This is a genomic window from Klebsiella variicola (assembly GCF_000828055.2).
Taxonomy (GTDB): Bacteria; Pseudomonadota; Gammaproteobacteria; order Enterobacterales; family Enterobacteriaceae; genus Klebsiella; species Klebsiella variicola.
The window spans coordinates 2,062,618-2,077,715 of the sequence record NZ_CP010523.2 but is presented as its reverse complement, the minus strand read 5'-3'; the positions used below and the strand labels follow the sequence as shown (position 1 = coordinate 2,077,715).

15 protein-coding genes are annotated in these 15,098 nt (G+C 60.3%); 5 read left to right on the top strand and 10 right to left on the bottom strand.

Features of this window, described 5'->3' with window-relative positions:
* Positions 1-177 precede the first annotated feature (177 nt).
* On the top strand, positions 178-717 hold the full coding sequence (locus tag SP68_RS09730; protein ID WP_040968648.1) for a DUF2058 domain-containing protein: 540 nt from the start codon (positions 178-180) through the stop codon (positions 715-717).
* Positions 718-742: 25 nt separating this feature from the next.
* Here SP68_RS09730 and SP68_RS09725 read toward each other — a convergent pair whose 3' ends face one another.
* Complete coding sequence (locus tag SP68_RS09725; protein WP_040968649.1) at positions 743-1,441, bottom strand: RluA family pseudouridine synthase; 699 nt, start codon at positions 1,439-1,441, stop codon at positions 743-745.
* Between the two features lie 191 nt (positions 1,442-1,632).
* On the opposite strand from SP68_RS09725, the gene SP68_RS09720 reads away from it, so the two are divergent.
* Positions 1,633-2,115, top strand: a complete 483-nt coding sequence (locus tag SP68_RS09720) for a cold-shock protein (RefSeq protein WP_012541308.1) — start codon at positions 1,633-1,635, stop codon at positions 2,113-2,115.
* A gap of 112 nt (positions 2,116-2,227) precedes the next feature.
* Positions 2,228-3,127, top strand: coding sequence for an L-proline-binding transcription factor PsrA (gene psrA, locus SP68_RS09715; protein ID WP_008804348.1), 900 nt, complete (start codon positions 2,228-2,230; stop codon positions 3,125-3,127).
* On the opposite strand, the gene SP68_RS09710 is transcribed toward psrA, so the two are convergent.
* The 3 genes from SP68_RS09710 to SP68_RS09700 all read right to left on the bottom strand — a co-directional run bounded on the left by SP68_RS09710 (position 3,102) and on the right by SP68_RS09700 (position 6,456).
* Entirely contained in the window at positions 3,102-3,911 is an 810-nt protein-coding gene (locus tag SP68_RS09710) for a substrate-binding domain-containing protein (RefSeq protein WP_008804347.1), read from the bottom strand. The genes psrA and SP68_RS09710 overlap by 26 nt on opposite strands.
* 11 nt (positions 3,912-3,922) lie before the next feature.
* Positions 3,923-5,218 carry an MFS transporter gene (gene tcuC / locus SP68_RS09705; RefSeq protein WP_032432118.1) on the bottom strand — a complete coding sequence of 432 codons (1,296 nt, stop codon included), beginning with the start codon at positions 5,216-5,218 and terminating at the stop codon, positions 3,923-3,925.
* Positions 5,219-5,523: 305 nt separating this feature from the next.
* Positions 5,524-6,456 carry a LysR family transcriptional regulator gene (locus SP68_RS09700; RefSeq protein ID WP_012541307.1) on the bottom strand — a complete coding sequence of 311 codons (933 nt, stop codon included), beginning with the start codon at positions 6,454-6,456 and terminating at the stop codon, positions 5,524-5,526.
* A 98-nt stretch (positions 6,457-6,554) separates the two neighbouring features.
* On the opposite strand from SP68_RS09700, the gene SP68_RS09695 reads away from it, so the two are divergent.
* A complete protein-coding gene (locus SP68_RS09695; protein ID WP_012541306.1) occupies positions 6,555-7,031 on the top strand; it encodes a GNAT family N-acetyltransferase in 477 nt (158 codons plus the stop codon).
* A gap of 49 nt (positions 7,032-7,080) precedes the next feature.
* Here the strand turns inward: SP68_RS09695 and pckA are convergent, their stop codons facing one another.
* Positions 7,081-8,724: a phosphoenolpyruvate carboxykinase (ATP) gene (gene pckA / locus SP68_RS09690; protein ID WP_044614093.1), complete on the bottom strand. Its 1,644-nt coding sequence runs from the start codon at positions 8,722-8,724 to the stop codon at positions 7,081-7,083.
* A 283-nt stretch (positions 8,725-9,007) separates the two neighbouring features.
* Here pckA and SP68_RS09685 point away from each other — a divergent pair, with 283 nt between their 5' ends.
* Positions 9,008-9,901 (top strand): LysR substrate-binding domain-containing protein, encoded by an 894-nt coding sequence (locus tag SP68_RS09685; protein ID WP_008804342.1) that lies wholly within the window; start codon positions 9,008-9,010, stop codon positions 9,899-9,901.
* Between the two features lie 5 nt (positions 9,902-9,906).
* Here SP68_RS09685 and SP68_RS09680 read toward each other — a convergent pair whose 3' ends face one another.
* The 5 genes from SP68_RS09680 to SP68_RS09660 form a co-directional block, all read right to left on the bottom strand.
* A complete protein-coding gene (locus SP68_RS09680) occupies positions 9,907-10,626 on the bottom strand; it encodes an ABC transporter ATP-binding protein (RefSeq protein ID WP_008804341.1) in 720 nt (239 codons plus the stop codon).
* Complete coding sequence (locus tag SP68_RS09675) at positions 10,623-11,498, bottom strand: ABC transporter ATP-binding protein (RefSeq protein WP_004148803.1); 876 nt, start codon at positions 11,496-11,498, stop codon at positions 10,623-10,625. Before SP68_RS09675 ends, SP68_RS09680 begins: the two co-directional genes overlap by 4 nt.
* A complete protein-coding gene (livM, locus tag SP68_RS09670) occupies positions 11,495-12,781 on the bottom strand; it encodes a high-affinity branched-chain amino acid ABC transporter permease LivM (protein ID WP_012967797.1) in 1,287 nt (428 codons plus the stop codon). Before livM ends, SP68_RS09675 begins: the two co-directional genes overlap by 4 nt.
* Before the next feature lie 9 nt (positions 12,782-12,790).
* On the bottom strand, positions 12,791-13,705 hold the full coding sequence (locus SP68_RS09665; protein WP_008804338.1) for an ABC transporter permease subunit: 915 nt from the start codon (positions 13,703-13,705) through the stop codon (positions 12,791-12,793).
* A 106-nt stretch (positions 13,706-13,811) separates the two neighbouring features.
* A complete protein-coding gene (locus tag SP68_RS09660; RefSeq protein WP_162493310.1) occupies positions 13,812-14,870 on the bottom strand; it encodes a branched-chain amino acid ABC transporter substrate-binding protein in 1,059 nt (352 codons plus the stop codon).
* Positions 14,871-15,098 lie beyond the last annotated feature (228 nt).

The following is a 15,098-nucleotide window of genomic DNA, read 5'->3' as shown; positions in this document are numbered from 1 at the left end:
AAATGGTGGCGATGATCCTTCGCCGGGGACGGGAAAGATGGGCCTGCGAGGCTGGGTTAACGCGGCTTCGGCGGGGGGCTGGCAGGCTAATCGGGGTAACGAACGGTGGGTAGTCTGGCGTCGTTTCGGCCAATGCAGGTATACTTGGCAGATGTTTCCTCAGTTTCAGACACGCAGATGACAAAACTCACCTTACAAGAGCAGATGCTCAAAGCCGGCCTGGTCAGCAGCAAAAAAATGGCTAAAGTCCAGAGGACGGCGAAAAAATCCCGCGTTCAGGCCCGTGAGGCCCGGGAAGCGGTGGAAGAAAATAAAAAAGCTCAGCTGGAGCGCGATAAGCAGCTCAGCGAGCAGCAAAAGCAGGCGGTGCTGGCGAAAGAGTATAAAGCCCAGGTGAAGCAGCTGATCGAGATGAACCGCATTACGGTCGCCCGGGGCGATATCGGCTTTAACTTCACCGATAATAATCTGATCAAAAAAATCATGGTCGACAAGCTCACCCAGACCCAGCTGATTAACGGCCGTCTGGCGATTGCCCGCCTGGCGGTGGATAACAAGCCCGAAGGTGAATACGCGATTATTCCGGCGGTGGTGGCCGAGAAAATCGCCCAGCGCGACGCCAGCAGCATCGTGTTGCACAGCGCCCTGAGTCAGGATGAGCAGGATGAAGACGATCCGTATGCCGACTTTAAGGTGCCCGACGATCTGATGTGGTAACCCCGGGCTTTCTCGCCGCGGGCGATCAGAACGGGCTCGCCTGCTGGATATGCATCGGCTCATGGCTGACGGGGTGGACAAAGCGCAGTTCGCTGGCGTGCAGCATCAGCCGCGGAGCCTGTTCCGTGCCGGGCAGCTCCCGGCCACCGTACAAATCGCAGCCAAGGATCGGATAGCCCAGCAGCTGGCAGTGGATGCGCAGCTGATGGGTGCGCCCGGTCTCCGGGGTGAGCGCCACTCGAGTCAACGCCAGCGCCCTCTCTCCTTCCCGTGACTGATACAGGCGGTCAATGACCCGATAGCGCGAACGCGCCGGTTTGCCGTGCCGGGCGCACAATGACATGCGCGGGAAACGGGCCGGATCTTTGGCGATCGCCGCCTCCACTATCCCCTCATCTTCCGCCAGATGGCCGCACAACAGCGCCGTATAGATCTTGTCCACCGTGCGCTGGCTGAACTGCTGGCACAGCAAGGCGTTAATGCCCTTGTTGCGGGCCACCACCATCAGACCGGAGGTACCGAAGTCCAGGCGGTGCACCAGGGTGCAGCCCGGAAAGCGCTGAACCAGCCGGTGATGCACGGAGTCAAGGTTGCGCGGATCTTTGCCCGACAGGCTCAGCAGCCCGGCGGGTTTATTGATCAACAGCAGGTGTTCGTCCTGATACAAGAGGGTGATCTGTTCGCGGCACGGCGGCGCGACAAAGGTATCGATAATGGTGGACATCAGGCGGCCCGAAGTAGGAGTGGCTGGCGATAGTACCCCATTTTGGCCGCCGGCACGATGCTGGCGCACAATCCGCCCTCGCGGCGGCGTCATTTATCACCCACACTTATCGCAAAGGCATGGCCTGCACAGGCAATGTGCTTTACACTGCGCGCTGCAAAATTTGAGTTAACCAACGAGTAAGAACGGTAATGGCGATGAACGGAACAATCACAACGTGGTTTAAAGATAAAGGTTTTGGATTTATCAAAGATGAAAACGGCGAAAATCGTTATTTTCACGTGATTAAGGTCGCCAATCCTGATCTTATCAAGAAAGACGCGGCGGTGACTTTCGAACCTACCACCAACAATAAAGGGCTGTCGGCCTACGCGGTGAAGGTCATTCCGGAGAGCAAATATATCTATATCGCCGGCGAGCGGCTGAAGCTGACCTCCATCAAATCCTATGTGGTGTACCATGAGGAGGAGCCGGTCGAGACCCGCGTCGATAAAGAAAACGCGGTGCTGTCGGTCGGGCTGCTGATGAACAGCATCCGGCCAAAATCCACAGTGCAGCCGGGAGAGATGCGTTCGGTGAAAAAGCTGGCGATCACCACCTTTCAGGGGACAACCCTGATCTTCTCGGAAGACGAAATCGATATCGATGCCACGGTAAAACTGCTTAAGGTGTAAGCCCCGGCGCGCGGTTTCCCGCGCGCCCGAAGACCTGCCCGATAGACTACCCGCCATCGCCCCTCGCCGGACGGGGCGATGGCGCCAGACAGCCGATAAGGATGCCGCCGCCATGCCCGTGAATTTTGACTTCAACGATCTCTACGCCTTTCGCGCCCTGATGGAATATGGCAGTTTTCGGCTGGCCGCTGAATCCATCTGCCTGTCGCAGTCGGCCCTTAGCCGACGCATCGAAAAGCTGGAGACGGCGCTGGGCAACCGGCTGTTCGAACGTACCACCCGGCGGGTGACCCTCACGCTGTATGGGCAAAATTTTGCCGAACGTTCGGAGCAACTGCTGGCCCATGTCGAGACGGTGCTGGCGGATATCAGCCAGGTCAGCAAGGCGCGCACCGGGCTGGTGACGGTGGCGACGGTGCCCTCCGCCGCCTACTACTTTATGCCGGAAATCATCCGCAGCTTTCAGGCGCGTTATCCCCAGGTGCGCATCCGGTTGATTGACAGCAGCGTCGGGAATGTGATCGAGGCCGTCAGCAGCGGACAGGCTGACTTTGGCCTCTGTTTTGCCAAAAACCTGCCAGCCAGTCTCGAATTCACGCCTCTTGCCGACGACCGCTATGTGGCCGCCTGTCGGTACGATCATCCGCTGGCGCGCAAGACGCACCTCAGCTGGCAGGCGTATTTTGAACAGGATTATATTGGCCTGGATCGGGTCTCGGGCAACCGGACGCTGCTCGACCGGGAGCTGGCGCATCTGACGCCGGCGCGGCCAAGTATCTGCGAAACCCGCCACGTCACCACGATGCTGGGGATGGTGGAAGCGGGCATCGGCATTGCCGCCGTGCCCGCGATGTCGATGCCCGCCGGGGAGCATTCCGTTCTCCGCGCTGTGCCGCTCACTGACCCGGTGGTCACGCGCACGGTAGGCCTGATCCGCCTCAGCGGCCGTATTCAGTCCTACGTGGCGGCAGAGCTGGAGAAGCTGATTATTGAACAGTATCCTTCTGGCTGACCGGCGTGGTGGCGGCCACGCTTCGCATGCCGGTGGCGTGGATGGTCTCCTGCGCCGCCGGTGAGGCCAGATACGCCAGCAGCGCCTTGCCTTCCTGCGGGTGGTCGGCGCTGATAGTCACCGCCCCGGCAAAGCGGGTGATGTACTGCAGGTTATCCGGCAGTTCGCCAACGAAGGTCACGCCGGGTACCGGCAGCAGTTCGCTCACCTGCTGAAAACCGATCGCATACCGTCCCTTCGCCACTTCCGAGGCTACCGGAATGCGCTCCACCATCTGCGCTTTGCTCTGCATCGCGTCATCAATGCCCAGGGTGTGGAACAGCGTCGAGCTAACATAGCGTCCGCTGGCGCTGTCGGAGTACGCGACCGACGGCGCCGCCAGCAGCGTCGCCCGCAGCTGGTCTGCGCTATGGATAGCCGGCAGCGGCGCCCCCGCCTTCACCACCACGCCGATCGGCGAGTCGGCCAGCTCCCGACGCGAACCCGGTTGCGTACGGCCCGCTTTTTCGAGGCTGGTTAGCGCATCCCCGACCATAATCACCACGTCCGCGTGTTCGCCCCGCGCCAGGCGGTTAGGGATCGCCTGCGGCGTTTTCCCCATCGACGGGCCGGGGATCACCACGAGGTGGTTGCCAGTTTGTTTTTCCCACGCCGGGGCCAGCTTTTCCAGCGCCGCTTTGAAGCCGCCGGAGATCATCACGGTGACCTCTGCGGCCAGCGCGCTGCCGCCGGTGGCGGCCAGCAGCAGCGTGGCCAGCAGTGTTCCTGTCGTTTTACGCATCATCTTCTCCTTGATTAACGTGCCGTCTGCAGCGCAACGGCGCTACGGCGATAGAGGTAGCAAGTGGCCAGCAGGCCGCAGATGGCGGCAAAGCTCATCCAGTAGCCGGGAGACGCTTTATCACCGGTATACTCGATCAGCGCCGTGGAAATCACCGGCGTGAAGCCGCCAAATACCGCCGTCGCCAGGCTGTAGGCCAGCGAGAAACCTGCCACGCGCACTTCGGCAGGCATAATTTCGGTCAGCGCCGGGATCATCGCCCCGTTGTACATGCCGTAGATAAACGACAGCCACAGCAGCACGCTCAGCATCATCAAAAAGCTCGGCGCGTTCGCCAGCAGGGTCAGTGCAGGCCAGGCGGTAGCCAGCGCCAGCAGGGTCATGGCAATCAGCACCGGCCGGCGGCCAAAGCGGTCAGACAGCGCCCCGCCCACCGGCAGCCAGAAGAAGTTGGAAATCGCCACCAGCAGCGTAACCAGCAGGCTGTCAGAGGCGCTGAGCATCAGCACCTTTTTACCAAAGGTCGGCGCATAGACGGTGATCAGGTAGAACGCGGTGGTGGTCATCGCCACCATCATCATCCCGGCGATAACCACCTGCCAGTTCGCCAGCAGCGTGGCGAACACCTGGCGCATCGCCAGATGATGGCGGCGGGCGGTAAACTCCTGGGTCTCCTCCAGCTTACGGCGCAGGATGAAAATGAACGGAACGATCAGGCAGCCGAAGACGAACGGAATGCGCCAGCCCCAGTCGCTGATGGCGCTCTGCTCCAGCACCGCGTTGAGGGCAAAGCCCATCGCGGCCGCCACCATGATGGCAACCTGCTGACTACCCGACTGCCAGCTGGTGTAAAAGCCTTTGCGGCCCGGCGTGGCGATCTCGGCCAGATAGACCGACACCCCGCCCAGCTCGGCGCCAGCGGAAAAGCCCTGCAGCAGACGGCCGATCAGCACCAGCAGCGGTGCCCACAGGCCAATGGTCTGGTAAGAGGGGATCAGCACGATCAGAAAGGTGCCGGTGGCCATGATCGACAGGGTGACGATCAGCCCCTTGCGCCGCCCCACCTTGTCGATGTAGGCGCCAAGCACGATAGCGCCGATGGGGCGCATCAAAAAGCCGGCGCCAAAGACCGCGAAGGTCATCATCAGCGAGGCGAATTCACTGCTCGCCGGAAAAAAGGTATGTGCGATGTAGGTGGCATAAAACCCGAACAGGAAAAAGTCGAACTGTTCGAGAAAGTTACCGGAAGTGACGCGCAGGATGGCGCCGATCCGGTCACGGGTACTCATCAGTGAGGTTGTCGAATGCATGCAGGTCTCCAGTTTGTTATCCACGCGTTGTCGCGCGCCTGTTGCTGAAGACTGAAACAGAACCGGGAACGAAATAAGCGTAATAAACGCATCCATTAATGCATTTTACGCATGAATAACATTTAACTAATTAACATTACTTTTACATACAATCATTTAACACATCCCGCGCTAACCACGCCGCGGGTGACGGCGAAAAAGTCAGTTTTCCGTTTTGTGACCGAGGCCAGGGTACGTCGCCGCGGGTTGACGGCATAAAAACCCTGGCCTTAGGTGAGGATACACGCTGCCGGCCGCAAAGCGCGTCAGGAAGCGGAAGCGGCAGACTCCCCCACCAGCGTCTGCAACAGAGCGATCAGCCAGCGGGTAGCTTCGCGTTTCCCGCTGCGTTGGTGGGCGTAAATCTTGACGTCAAACGGCGGAACCGGAAACGGCAGCGGGAAAATGGTCAGCCGGGCGGCGCGGGCCATCGTCTCCGCCGCTCGCCGGGGCAGCGCCATCAACAGGTCGCTCTGCTCAATAATGAAGGGCGCGCTCAGCATCGAGGGGGTTTTCATCGCCACCTGCCGCGAATAGCCCTGCCGCTCCAGCTCACAGTCCAGCACCCCCTGCTGCTCATTCCACGGGGTCACCACCAGATGACGGGCAGCAAGGTAGGCGTCCAGGGTCAGCGCCGTCCGGTCGGCCTGGCTGATGACCACATATTCGTCCCGCAGCCAGTTAATCTCCTCAAGATCGGGATGGGCTGGCTCGTCAGGGGTATTGAACCCGAGGGCCAGGTCGACCTCGCCCGCCAGCAGCTCGGTCAGCGCCGGGCTGTGGGGCAGATAACGGAGTTCAAACCGCAGCCCGGGCGCCTCACGCTGCAGGTGGTGCATCAGCGTCGGAAAGACGCAGAACGCGGTGAAATCGGTGATCGCAATCTGCATGCAGTCGGTGCTGGCGGCCGGCACAAACGCCGCCGGCGGCGTCAGCTCCTGGTTGAGAAACTTCAGCGCCGAAGCAATAGAGGGCGCCAGCTGGCTGGCATAGACGCTGGGGCACATCCGATGCCCTTCGCGATAGAACAGCGGATCGTTGAGGGCGCTGCGCAGCCGGGAAAGCGCATGGCTCAGCGCCGAGGTGCTCATTGCCAGCTCTTCCGCCGCCAGGCGCACCGAGCGGGAGCGATAGACCGCGTCAAAGACTGGCAGCAGGTTGAGGTCAATCCGGCGCAGGACAGGATGCATAATATTCATCGTTTGCTGATTTCATTGCACTTAATTCTTTTCACAATACCGCTTATCCTCAGGGTCAGCAATTTTGCTCTCTTTTGACTATTGATACAGGACGCCCCATGAGCATCACGATCCGCCAGGCCACCCCGGACGACGCCACCGCTATTTACGACATGATTTATGAACTCGCGGTCTACGAGAAAGCCCCTGAAGAGGTGGTGACGACGGCAGAGGAGATCAGAGAGACGCTGTTTGCCAGCGGCAGCAAAACCGAAGCGCTGATCTGCGAGGTGGCGGGCAAAGCGGTGGGCTACGCGGTGTTCTTCACCAGCTATTCCACCTGGCTTGGACGCAATGGTATCTATATGGAGGATCTGTACGTCACCCCCGACTTTCGCGGGATAGGCGCCGGAAAAGCGCTGCTGAAAACCATCGCGCAATATGCTGTACAGCGTCAGTGCGGGCGTCTGGAGTGGAGCGTGCTCGACTGGAACCAGCCGGCGATTGATTTCTATCTGAGCATTGGCGCGCAGCCGCAGGATGAGTGGGTGCGTTATCGCCTCACGGGCGATGCGCTGCGGGCCTTTGCGGAGTAAAGCGGCTCGCCAGCAGGTCGGCGCAAGGCGTCGACCTGCTGGCCGCGGATCAGGCTTCGACCGCGCTATTCTGCAGCTGCGGACCGGCCAGCGCCAGACGCGCGCCCGCTTCGGTATCGCTGTACTGCTTAAAGTTATCCATAAACAGCTGAGCCAGGCTCTCGGCCTTCTCCTGCCACTTATCCGCTGAGCTCCAGCCATTACGCGGATCCAGCACCGCGCTGTCTACCCCTGGAATGCTCTGCGGGATCGCAAGACCGAACACCGGGATGGTCTCATCGCGCAGCGGGCCGGTAGTGCCGTTGAGGATCGCGCTAATGATGCTGCGGGTATCGCGCAGCGACAGGCGTTTGCCCTCGCCGTTCCAGCCGGTGTTGACCAGCCAGGCTTCCGCACCGGATTCCGCCATCTTCGCCGCCAGGACGCTGGCGTACTGGGTTGGGTGAAGCAGCAGGAACGCCGCGCCATAGCAGGCGGAGAAGGTCGGCGTCGGCTGGGTAATGCCGCGCTCGGTACCCGCCAGCTTCGAGGTGAAACCCGACAGGAAATGGTACTGCATCTGCTCGGTGGTCAGACGGGAGACCGGCGGCAGGACGCCAAACGCGTCGGCGGCAAGGAAAATCACCTTCGACGGATGGCCCGCACGGGACACCGGCTTGACGATATTGTCGATATGCGACAGCGGATAGGAGACGCGGGTGTTTTCGGTTTTGCTGCCGTCGGCATAATCCACGCTGCCGTCAGCGCGCACCACCACGTTTTCCAGCAGCGCATTGCGGCGGATGGCGCCATAAATCTCCGGCTCCGCCTGCGGGTCGAGATTGATGGTCTTGGCGTAGCAGCCGCCTTCAAAGTTAAACACGCCGTCATCGTCCCAGCCGTGCTCGTCATCGCCAATCAGCTGACGATGCGGATCGGTCGACAGGGTGGTTTTGCCGGTCCCGGAGAGGCCGAAGAACAGCGCCACGTCCCCTGCTTCGCCACGGTTGGCCGAGCAGTGCATCGACGCGATGCCTTTCTGCGGCAGCAGGTAGTTCATGACCGAGAACAGCCCTTTCTTCATTTCGCCGCCGTACCAGGTGCCGCCGATGAGCTGAATACGCTCGCTGAGATTAAAGGCGACGAAGTTCTCGGAGTTCATCCCCTGCGCCTGCCAGTTGGCATTGGTGCAGCCTGCGCCGTTGAGCACCACGAAGTCTGGCGTAAAGCTGGCCAGCTCGTCGGCGCTCGGCACGATAAACATGTTTTTGACAAAGTGGGCCTGCCACGCCACCTCGGTGACGAAGCGTACGCCAAGACGGGTGTCCGGGCTGGCGCCGCACCAGGCGTCGATGACGTACAGTTTTTTGCCGCTCAGCTGGCCCGCGACCAGGCTTTTCAGGCTGCGCCACACGTCTGGCGATAACGGTTTGTTGTCATTGCGGCCGAGGCCTGAGTCTGCCCACCAGACGGTATCACGCGTCTGTTCGTCGCGGACGATGTATTTATCGCGCGGTGAACGGCCGGTGAAGATCCCGGTATCAACAGCCACAGCCCCAGACTCGGTCATCACGCCGCGGGCCGCGCCGGTCAGTTCAGGAGCGGTTTCATGTGCAATAAGCAAATCGTAATCAGGGTTGTAAAAGAATTCGCCGCTTGCATTAATCCCCAGCTCCTGCAGAGCCATTTTAACTGATTCAATTTGTTGTGACATGGAACTCCTGACAAACTATTTAAGGTAAGAGGCCTGGGTTATTCATTGCTTTCGTCATCGTCGCCGGCGATTTAATAAGATAAGTCCTGGACAATAAAATAAAGCAATAAATAACCGTGAGTCGCGATTTCATATCGTGCTCATGTAGGGTCGCCGATATGCATTCATAAATCTCAACTTTCCAAAAAATGTTAACACCTGTCGATAATTATGTTAATTGCATAGTTTCTATGCGCTATGCTAAAATTGCATAGCCTTTATTGCGTTTTTGAGGACTGGATCGGTGTTGGCAAATCTGGAAGTAAAATGGCTGTATGATGTGATTGCCCTTGAGGAGTCGCGCAGCTTTACCCTGGCGGCCAAAGCCCGCAACATCTCTCAGTCCTCGTTCAGTCGACGCATCCAGTCGCTGGAGGCCTCCCTCGGATTCAGCATCTTCGATCGTAGCGCCAACCCCCTGCAATTGACCAACCGCGGGAAAATTTTTGTCGGCTATGCGCGAAATATGCTCGATGACATGGATTTTCAGATCAGTCGTATTAAGGGTTTAAATAACACGACCCAGAAAATAAGAATCGACGCGGCCCCTTCGCTGTCGGTGTTATTACTGCCGGAAATCATCGCCGGTTACACCGACCGTAAAAATAAGACTTTTCATGTTGAATCGATTAACGTCAACGACGCCGTATTTAACCTGAAAGAGGGAAAAAGCGATTTTATCCTCTCCTTCTATAATGAAGAATTAATGAACTATCCGTTTATTAATCATAAAATTTTTGATTCTTACCTGCACCTGGTCTCCCCCTGCGACGAACATGGCCGCCCGCTGTTTCATTTACATCGCGGCGTGCTGCCGCTGATGAAATACGCCAACGACAGCTATATGGGGCGCCAGGTGAACCAGGTGATCGACCGTACGCCGGAGATCACCTTCTCCCTTACGTTTGTCTCTTCCATGAGCGAGTTGCTCAAGCGCATGATCCTCAATGGCGACGGCGTGGGCTGGCTGCCGCAATACTCTATTCAGCGCGAGCTGGACGAAGGCCGACTGACGATCCTCGATGACCGCCTGTCGCTGCCGATCGGCGCCTGGCTCTACCGCTCCGGCTCGCGGCTTAACCAGGCCGCCGAACGTTTCTGGCAGCACATTAAAACCCGTAACGAACCGCGGGAATAACCCCCTCAGCCGCTGATCCCCAGATATGCCTTACGCACCTCCGGGTCGTTGAGCAGCGCCTGGCCGCTGCCGCTCAGGCGGATCTGGCCGTTCACCATCACATAGGCGCGGTCCGACAGGTTAAGGGCATGGCGGGCATTCTGCTCCACCAGAAACAGCGTCATCCCCTGGGCCGTCAGCTCGCGCAGGATCTGAAAAATCTGCTTCACCACCAGCGGCGCCAGCCCCAGGCTTGGCTCATCCAGCAGCAGCAGGCGCGGTCGGCTCATCAGCGCCCGGGCGATGGCCAGCATCTGCTGCTCGCCGCCGGAGAGGGTCATCGCCCGCTGTCCCCGCCGTTCTTCCAGCCGGGGGAACAGCTGATACATCCGCGCCTTGTCTTCGGCCTGATAGCGGTTGCCAATGGCAATGGTCCCCATCAGCAGGTTCTCCTCGACGGTCATATCGGGAAAGATGCGCCGCCCTTCCGGGGCCTGGGCGATGCCGTTACTGGCGATAAAGTGGGTCGATTTCCGGCTGATCGCCTCCCCGCGATAGAAAATCTCCCCGCCGGCAATGCGCGGCTGGCCGAAGACCGACATCAGCAGCGTTGATTTACCGGCGCCGTTGGCGCCGATCAGCGCCACCGTCTCTCCCTCGTTGACGGTGAGGGAGACCTGCTTCAGGGCCTGGATCGGCCCGTAGAAGACATCCACCTCATTAAAGGCAAGCAATGGCTGGCTCATCGGCGCGTCTCCTCTTCCTCAGCGCCAAGATAGGCGGCAATCACGCTGGCGTTGGCCTGGATCGCCTGCGGCGCGCCGCGGGCGATGACGTCCCCGTGATCGAGGACGATAATATGATCCGAAATCTCCATCACCATCCCCATATCATGCTCGATCAGTAGTACCGTGATGCCGTGCTGCTGGCGCAGAAAGCGAATAATCCGGCTCAGCGCCTGGGTTTCCACCGGGTTGAGACCGGCGGCCGGCTCGTCCAGACAGATCATCTCCGGGCGGGTACACATGGCGCGGGCGATCTCCAGCCGCCGCTGCTGTCCATAGGAGAGGGTCCCCGCCAGACGGTTGGCGCAGTCCACCATCTCCACCACCTCCAGCCAGTAAAAAGCGCGATCCAGCGCCTGACTCTCCGCCTGCCGATACCCACGAGTATTGAGGATCCCGGCCAGCAGATGGCGGTTAACCTGGGTATGCTGGGCCACCAGCAGGTTCTCAATCACCGACATCTCGCGGAATAAACGTATATTCTGGAAGGTGCGCGCCAGGCCAGCGCGGTTCACCAGATGGGTGCCACCGAACATCTTGTAATAGATCCGCCGCCCCAGCTGCGCCGGGTGGAGAAAATCGTCCGGGTGAAGCTTCTGCCCCAGCACCTGAATGACATCGGTAACCTTTTCCCGCGCCCGCAGCACGATGCTCCCCCCCGTCGCCCGGTAAAAACCGGTCAGGCAGTTAAACACCGTGGTCTTGCCCGCGCCGTTGGGGCCGATCAGGGCGGTGATCGACCCCCGCTCCACCTCCAGATTGACATCATTCAGCGCTTTGATGCCGCCGAAATGCATCATCAGATGCTCAACGCGTAAGATGCTGTCGGTCATGGCGCGACTCCTTTTCGCAACGCAACCCCGCTGCGGCTGGTGCGCACCAGGCCGCGCGGCCGCCAGATCATCATCACCACCATCAGCACGCCGAACAGCAGCACCCGATATTCGTCAAAACCGCGCAGCAGCTCCGGGGTGACCGTCAGGACAAACGCCGCCAGCACCACTCCCAGGGTGGAGCCCATTCCCCCGAGCACCACAATCGCCAGGATCAGCGCCGACTCAAAAAAGGTGAACGACGTCGGGTTAACAAACCCCTGATAGCTGGCGAAGAACACCCCGGCGATGCCGGCGGTCGACGCGCCGAGCATAAACGCCGAGAGCTTCACCAGCACGTGGTTGAGCCCCATCGCCCGACAGGCGATCTCATCCTCGCGCAGCGCCTCCCAGGCGCGGCCGATGGGCATCCGCGTCAGACGATGTTTCACCAGCAGCACCAGCATCACCACCAGGCACAGCACGGCGTAGAGAAAGATGAATTTCAGGTTGGGGTTGTAGCTGACGTGGAAAAACTCATGGATGGGGATGCCGCCATCCCTGGCCCGGCGGGTAAACTCGAGGCCAAACAGCGTGGGCGACGGCACCGGTACGCCGTTGGGCCCCCCGGTGAAGCTCACCCAGTTGTTAAGCACCAGGCGAATGATTTCGCCAAAGCCGAGGGTGACGATGGCCAGGTAGTCGCCATGCATGCGCAGCACCGGAAAGCCCAGCAACGCCCCGGCGAGGGCCGCCATCACCGCCCCCAGCGGCAGCATCGCCCAGAAGCCGAGGCCCAGGTACTGGTAGCCCAGCGCCAGGCCGTAGGCGCCGATGGCGTAGAACGCCACATAGCCCAGATCGAGCAGGCCCGCGAGGCCCACCACAATGTTCAGCCCCAGGCCGAGCAGAACGTAGATCAGGCCGAGGATCGCCACGGTCAGCAGGTATTTGCTGGCGAGAAATGGAAAGGCAATGGCCAGGACCGCCAGCAGCGGCATTATCCAGCGCAGCCGCGAGCGGTATCCCGGCGGCCGGACGTACACCCCGTCATCCGCCCCCTCAAAGCGGGCAATAAAGGCTTTTCCCCGACGGCTCTGCAGCAGCAGGCTGAGCGCCAGCCTGCCGGCCATCACCACCGCCACGAGGATCGCCACCCGCGCGGGCGCGAGGGTAAAACCATACCCTTTGAGCACCACGCCGACGATCGGGCCAAAGACAATTAACGCGCAAAGACCGGCCAGCACGCTGTCGATCAGCGCGCTTTTGATATCCCGCGCAGGCTGGCGCGTAAATTCACCCATAAAGCCTCCTTAGACCTTGGCCACCAGCGGACGTCCCAGCAGCCCCTGCGGGCGAAAAATCAGGATCGCCACCAGCAGCGCAAAGGAAAAGACATCTTTGTAATCCGAATTCACCAGCCCGGCGAACTGGGCTTCGGCCACCCCGAGCAGCAGTCCGCCTAGCATCGCGCCAGGCAGCGAGCCGATCCCGCCCAGCACCGCGGCGGTGAAGGCTTTGATGCCGATAATAAATCCGATATAGAAGTCGAAGGTGCCGTAGTTCATGGTCACCAGCACGCCGGCCAGACCGGCCATCGCCGCGCCGATGACAAACACCAGGGAGATCACCCGGTCGGTATTGATGCCAAGGATCGCCGCCATACGCCGGTCCTGCTGGGTAGCGCGACAGATGCGCCCCAGCCGGGTGTACTGGATAATCCAGGTCAGGGTCAGCATCCCCACCAGCGCCGCGACGAGAATAAACACCTTGGTCCAGGTGATCTGCACCACCCCATCGCCCACCGTCATGCGCAGCGCGCCGCTGAGCAGCGTCGGGATCCCCTGCTGGTTCGGCCCCTGGCTCAGCTGGACATAGTTCTGCAGGATCAGCGACATCCCGATAGCCGAGATCAGCGGCGCCAGTCGCGTCGAGTTGCGCAGCGGCCGGTAGGCGATGCGCTCGATCGCCCAGCCGTATACGCCAGTGACCACGATGGTGAACACCAGGGTGGCGAAAATCAGCAGCGGAAAGGAGTGGATCCCGAAGAAAGAGAGCAGCGCCAGGCCGATGGCGCACAGATAGGCGGAGACCATATACACCTCGCCGTGGGCGAAGTTGATCATGCCGATGATCCCATACACCATGGTGTAGCCGATGGCGATTAAGCCGTACACTGCGCCCAGCGTCAGCCCATTGATCAGTTGTTGCAGAAAAAACGCCGTCATAGCCCCTCCAGCCGCCAGGCAGACGGCCGCCGGGTTCCGTTCCCGGTCGACCGCCGTGTGACGATTCGCAAGTCAAAAGGACAGAGCGTCCTCAGGTCGTGGCCGATCAGAGCTGATGATATTTGCCCTTGTCGTCCCACTGATAGACCACGTAGTCGGACACCTTGAGGTCGCCTTTGCCATCCCAGGCTTTCTTGCCCATTACCGTCTCGACATCGTGGCTCTTCAGCCAGTCGCTGGCTTTGGCGTTATCGGTACCCACGGCGTTCCAGGCCGCGGCAATGGCCTGAATGGAGGCGTAGGCGTAGAGGGTATAGCCTTCTGGTTCAAAGCCGCTGGCGCGGAACTTCTCGATCACCGCTTTGCCTTCCGGGAGAGTGCGTGGATCCTGACCAAAGGTCATCAGCACGCCGTTGGTGAACTGCGGCCCGCCGGCGGCCGTCACCAGCTCCTCGGTGACGATACAGTCGCCGGAGAAGAATTTAGCCTGCACCCCCTGCTCGCGCATCTGACGCACCAGCGGGCCCGCTTCCGGATGACAGCCGCCAAAGTAGACCACGTCCGGCTTGAGGGCGCCGATCTTGGTCACCAGGGCGTTAAAGTCTTTTTCACCGCGGGAGAGGCCTTCGTACAACACTTCTTTGGTGCCCCGCTTCGCCAGCGCCGCGCGGGTGGCATCGGCCAGCCCCTGACCATAGGTGTCTTTATCGTGGATGACGGCAATTTTCTTCGCCTTCAGCACGTCCAGCATATAGTTGGCGGCAATCGCCCCCTGCTGATCGTCACGACCACACATGCGGAAAAGGTCCTTCATGCCGCGCTCGGTGATCTGCGGGTTGGTCGAGCCGGGGGTAATGGTCAGGATCCCAGCTTCGTCATATACCTCGGAAGCCGGCATCGTTGAGGAAGAGCAAAAGTGCCCCACCACGGCGGAGACTTTCGCTTCATCCACCAGCCGGTTGGCCACCGCCACCGCCTGCTTCGGTTCGCACGCGTCATCCCCCTGCACCAGCACAATCTTTTCGCCTTTGATACCGCCGGCGGCATTGATATCGGCCACCGCCTGTGAAGCCCCTTTCCAGTACTGGGCGCCGTAGGTGGCGTTGGGTCCGGTAAAGGGCCCGGCGACGCCGATCTTCACGTCTGCCTGGGCGTAAAAGGCCATGCTCATACAACCTGCTATCACAACATGAAGCGTCATTGTTTTCAGTTTCAAAGCCATTCGGATATTCCTCAGCGATGTAAAGCCTGGCGTCATGGAATGACGCAGAAAATATCACTTACCGTGTGGTGCCGACGCAGGCGCAGCGCCAGGACGGCCAGGGTGGAAGAAGCAAAAATCCCGCCAGGTAGAGAGGTCGCGCCGGAGAGCGGACGCCCCGGTCAGTGCGCA

Excerpts from the sequence above, each read along its gene's own strand:
- SP68_RS09665 (WP_008804338.1), bottom strand. The coding sequence starts at position 13,705 with ATGACGGCGTTTTTTCTGCAACAACTGATCAATGGGCTGACGCTGGGC.
- SP68_RS09680 (WP_008804341.1), bottom strand. The coding sequence starts at position 10,626 with ATGAGCCAGCCATTGCTTGCCTTTAATGAGGTGGATGTCTTCTACGGG.
- livM (WP_012967797.1), bottom strand. The coding sequence starts at position 12,781 with ATGGGTGAATTTACGCGCCAGCCTGCGCGGGATATCAAAAGCGCGCTG.
- SP68_RS09675 (WP_004148803.1), bottom strand. The coding sequence starts at position 11,498 with ATGACCGACAGCATCTTACGCGTTGAGCATCTGATGATGCATTTCGGC.
- SP68_RS09725 (WP_040968649.1), bottom strand. The coding sequence starts at position 1,441 with ATGTCCACCATTATCGATACCTTTGTCGCGCCGCCGTGCCGCGAACAG.
- psrA (WP_008804348.1), top strand. The coding sequence starts at position 2,228 with ATGCCCGTGAATTTTGACTTCAACGATCTCTACGCCTTTCGCGCCCTG.
- SP68_RS09700 (WP_012541307.1), bottom strand. The coding sequence starts at position 6,456 with ATGAATATTATGCATCCTGTCCTGCGCCGGATTGACCTCAACCTGCTG.
- SP68_RS09695 (WP_012541306.1), top strand. The coding sequence starts at position 6,555 with ATGAGCATCACGATCCGCCAGGCCACCCCGGACGACGCCACCGCTATT.
- SP68_RS09660 (WP_162493310.1), bottom strand. The coding sequence starts at position 14,870 with ATGGCCTTTTACGCCCAGGCAGACGTGAAGATCGGCGTCGCCGGGCCC.
- SP68_RS09720 (WP_012541308.1), top strand. The coding sequence starts at position 1,633 with ATGGCGATGAACGGAACAATCACAACGTGGTTTAAAGATAAAGGTTTT.
- SP68_RS09710 (WP_008804347.1), bottom strand. The coding sequence starts at position 3,911 with ATGATGCGTAAAACGACAGGAACACTGCTGGCCACGCTGCTGCTGGCC.
- SP68_RS09730 (WP_040968648.1), top strand. The coding sequence starts at position 178 with ATGACAAAACTCACCTTACAAGAGCAGATGCTCAAAGCCGGCCTGGTC.
- pckA (WP_044614093.1), bottom strand. The coding sequence starts at position 8,724 with ATGTCACAACAAATTGAATCAGTTAAAATGGCTCTGCAGGAGCTGGGG.
- tcuC (WP_032432118.1), bottom strand. The coding sequence starts at position 5,218 with ATGCATTCGACAACCTCACTGATGAGTACCCGTGACCGGATCGGCGCC.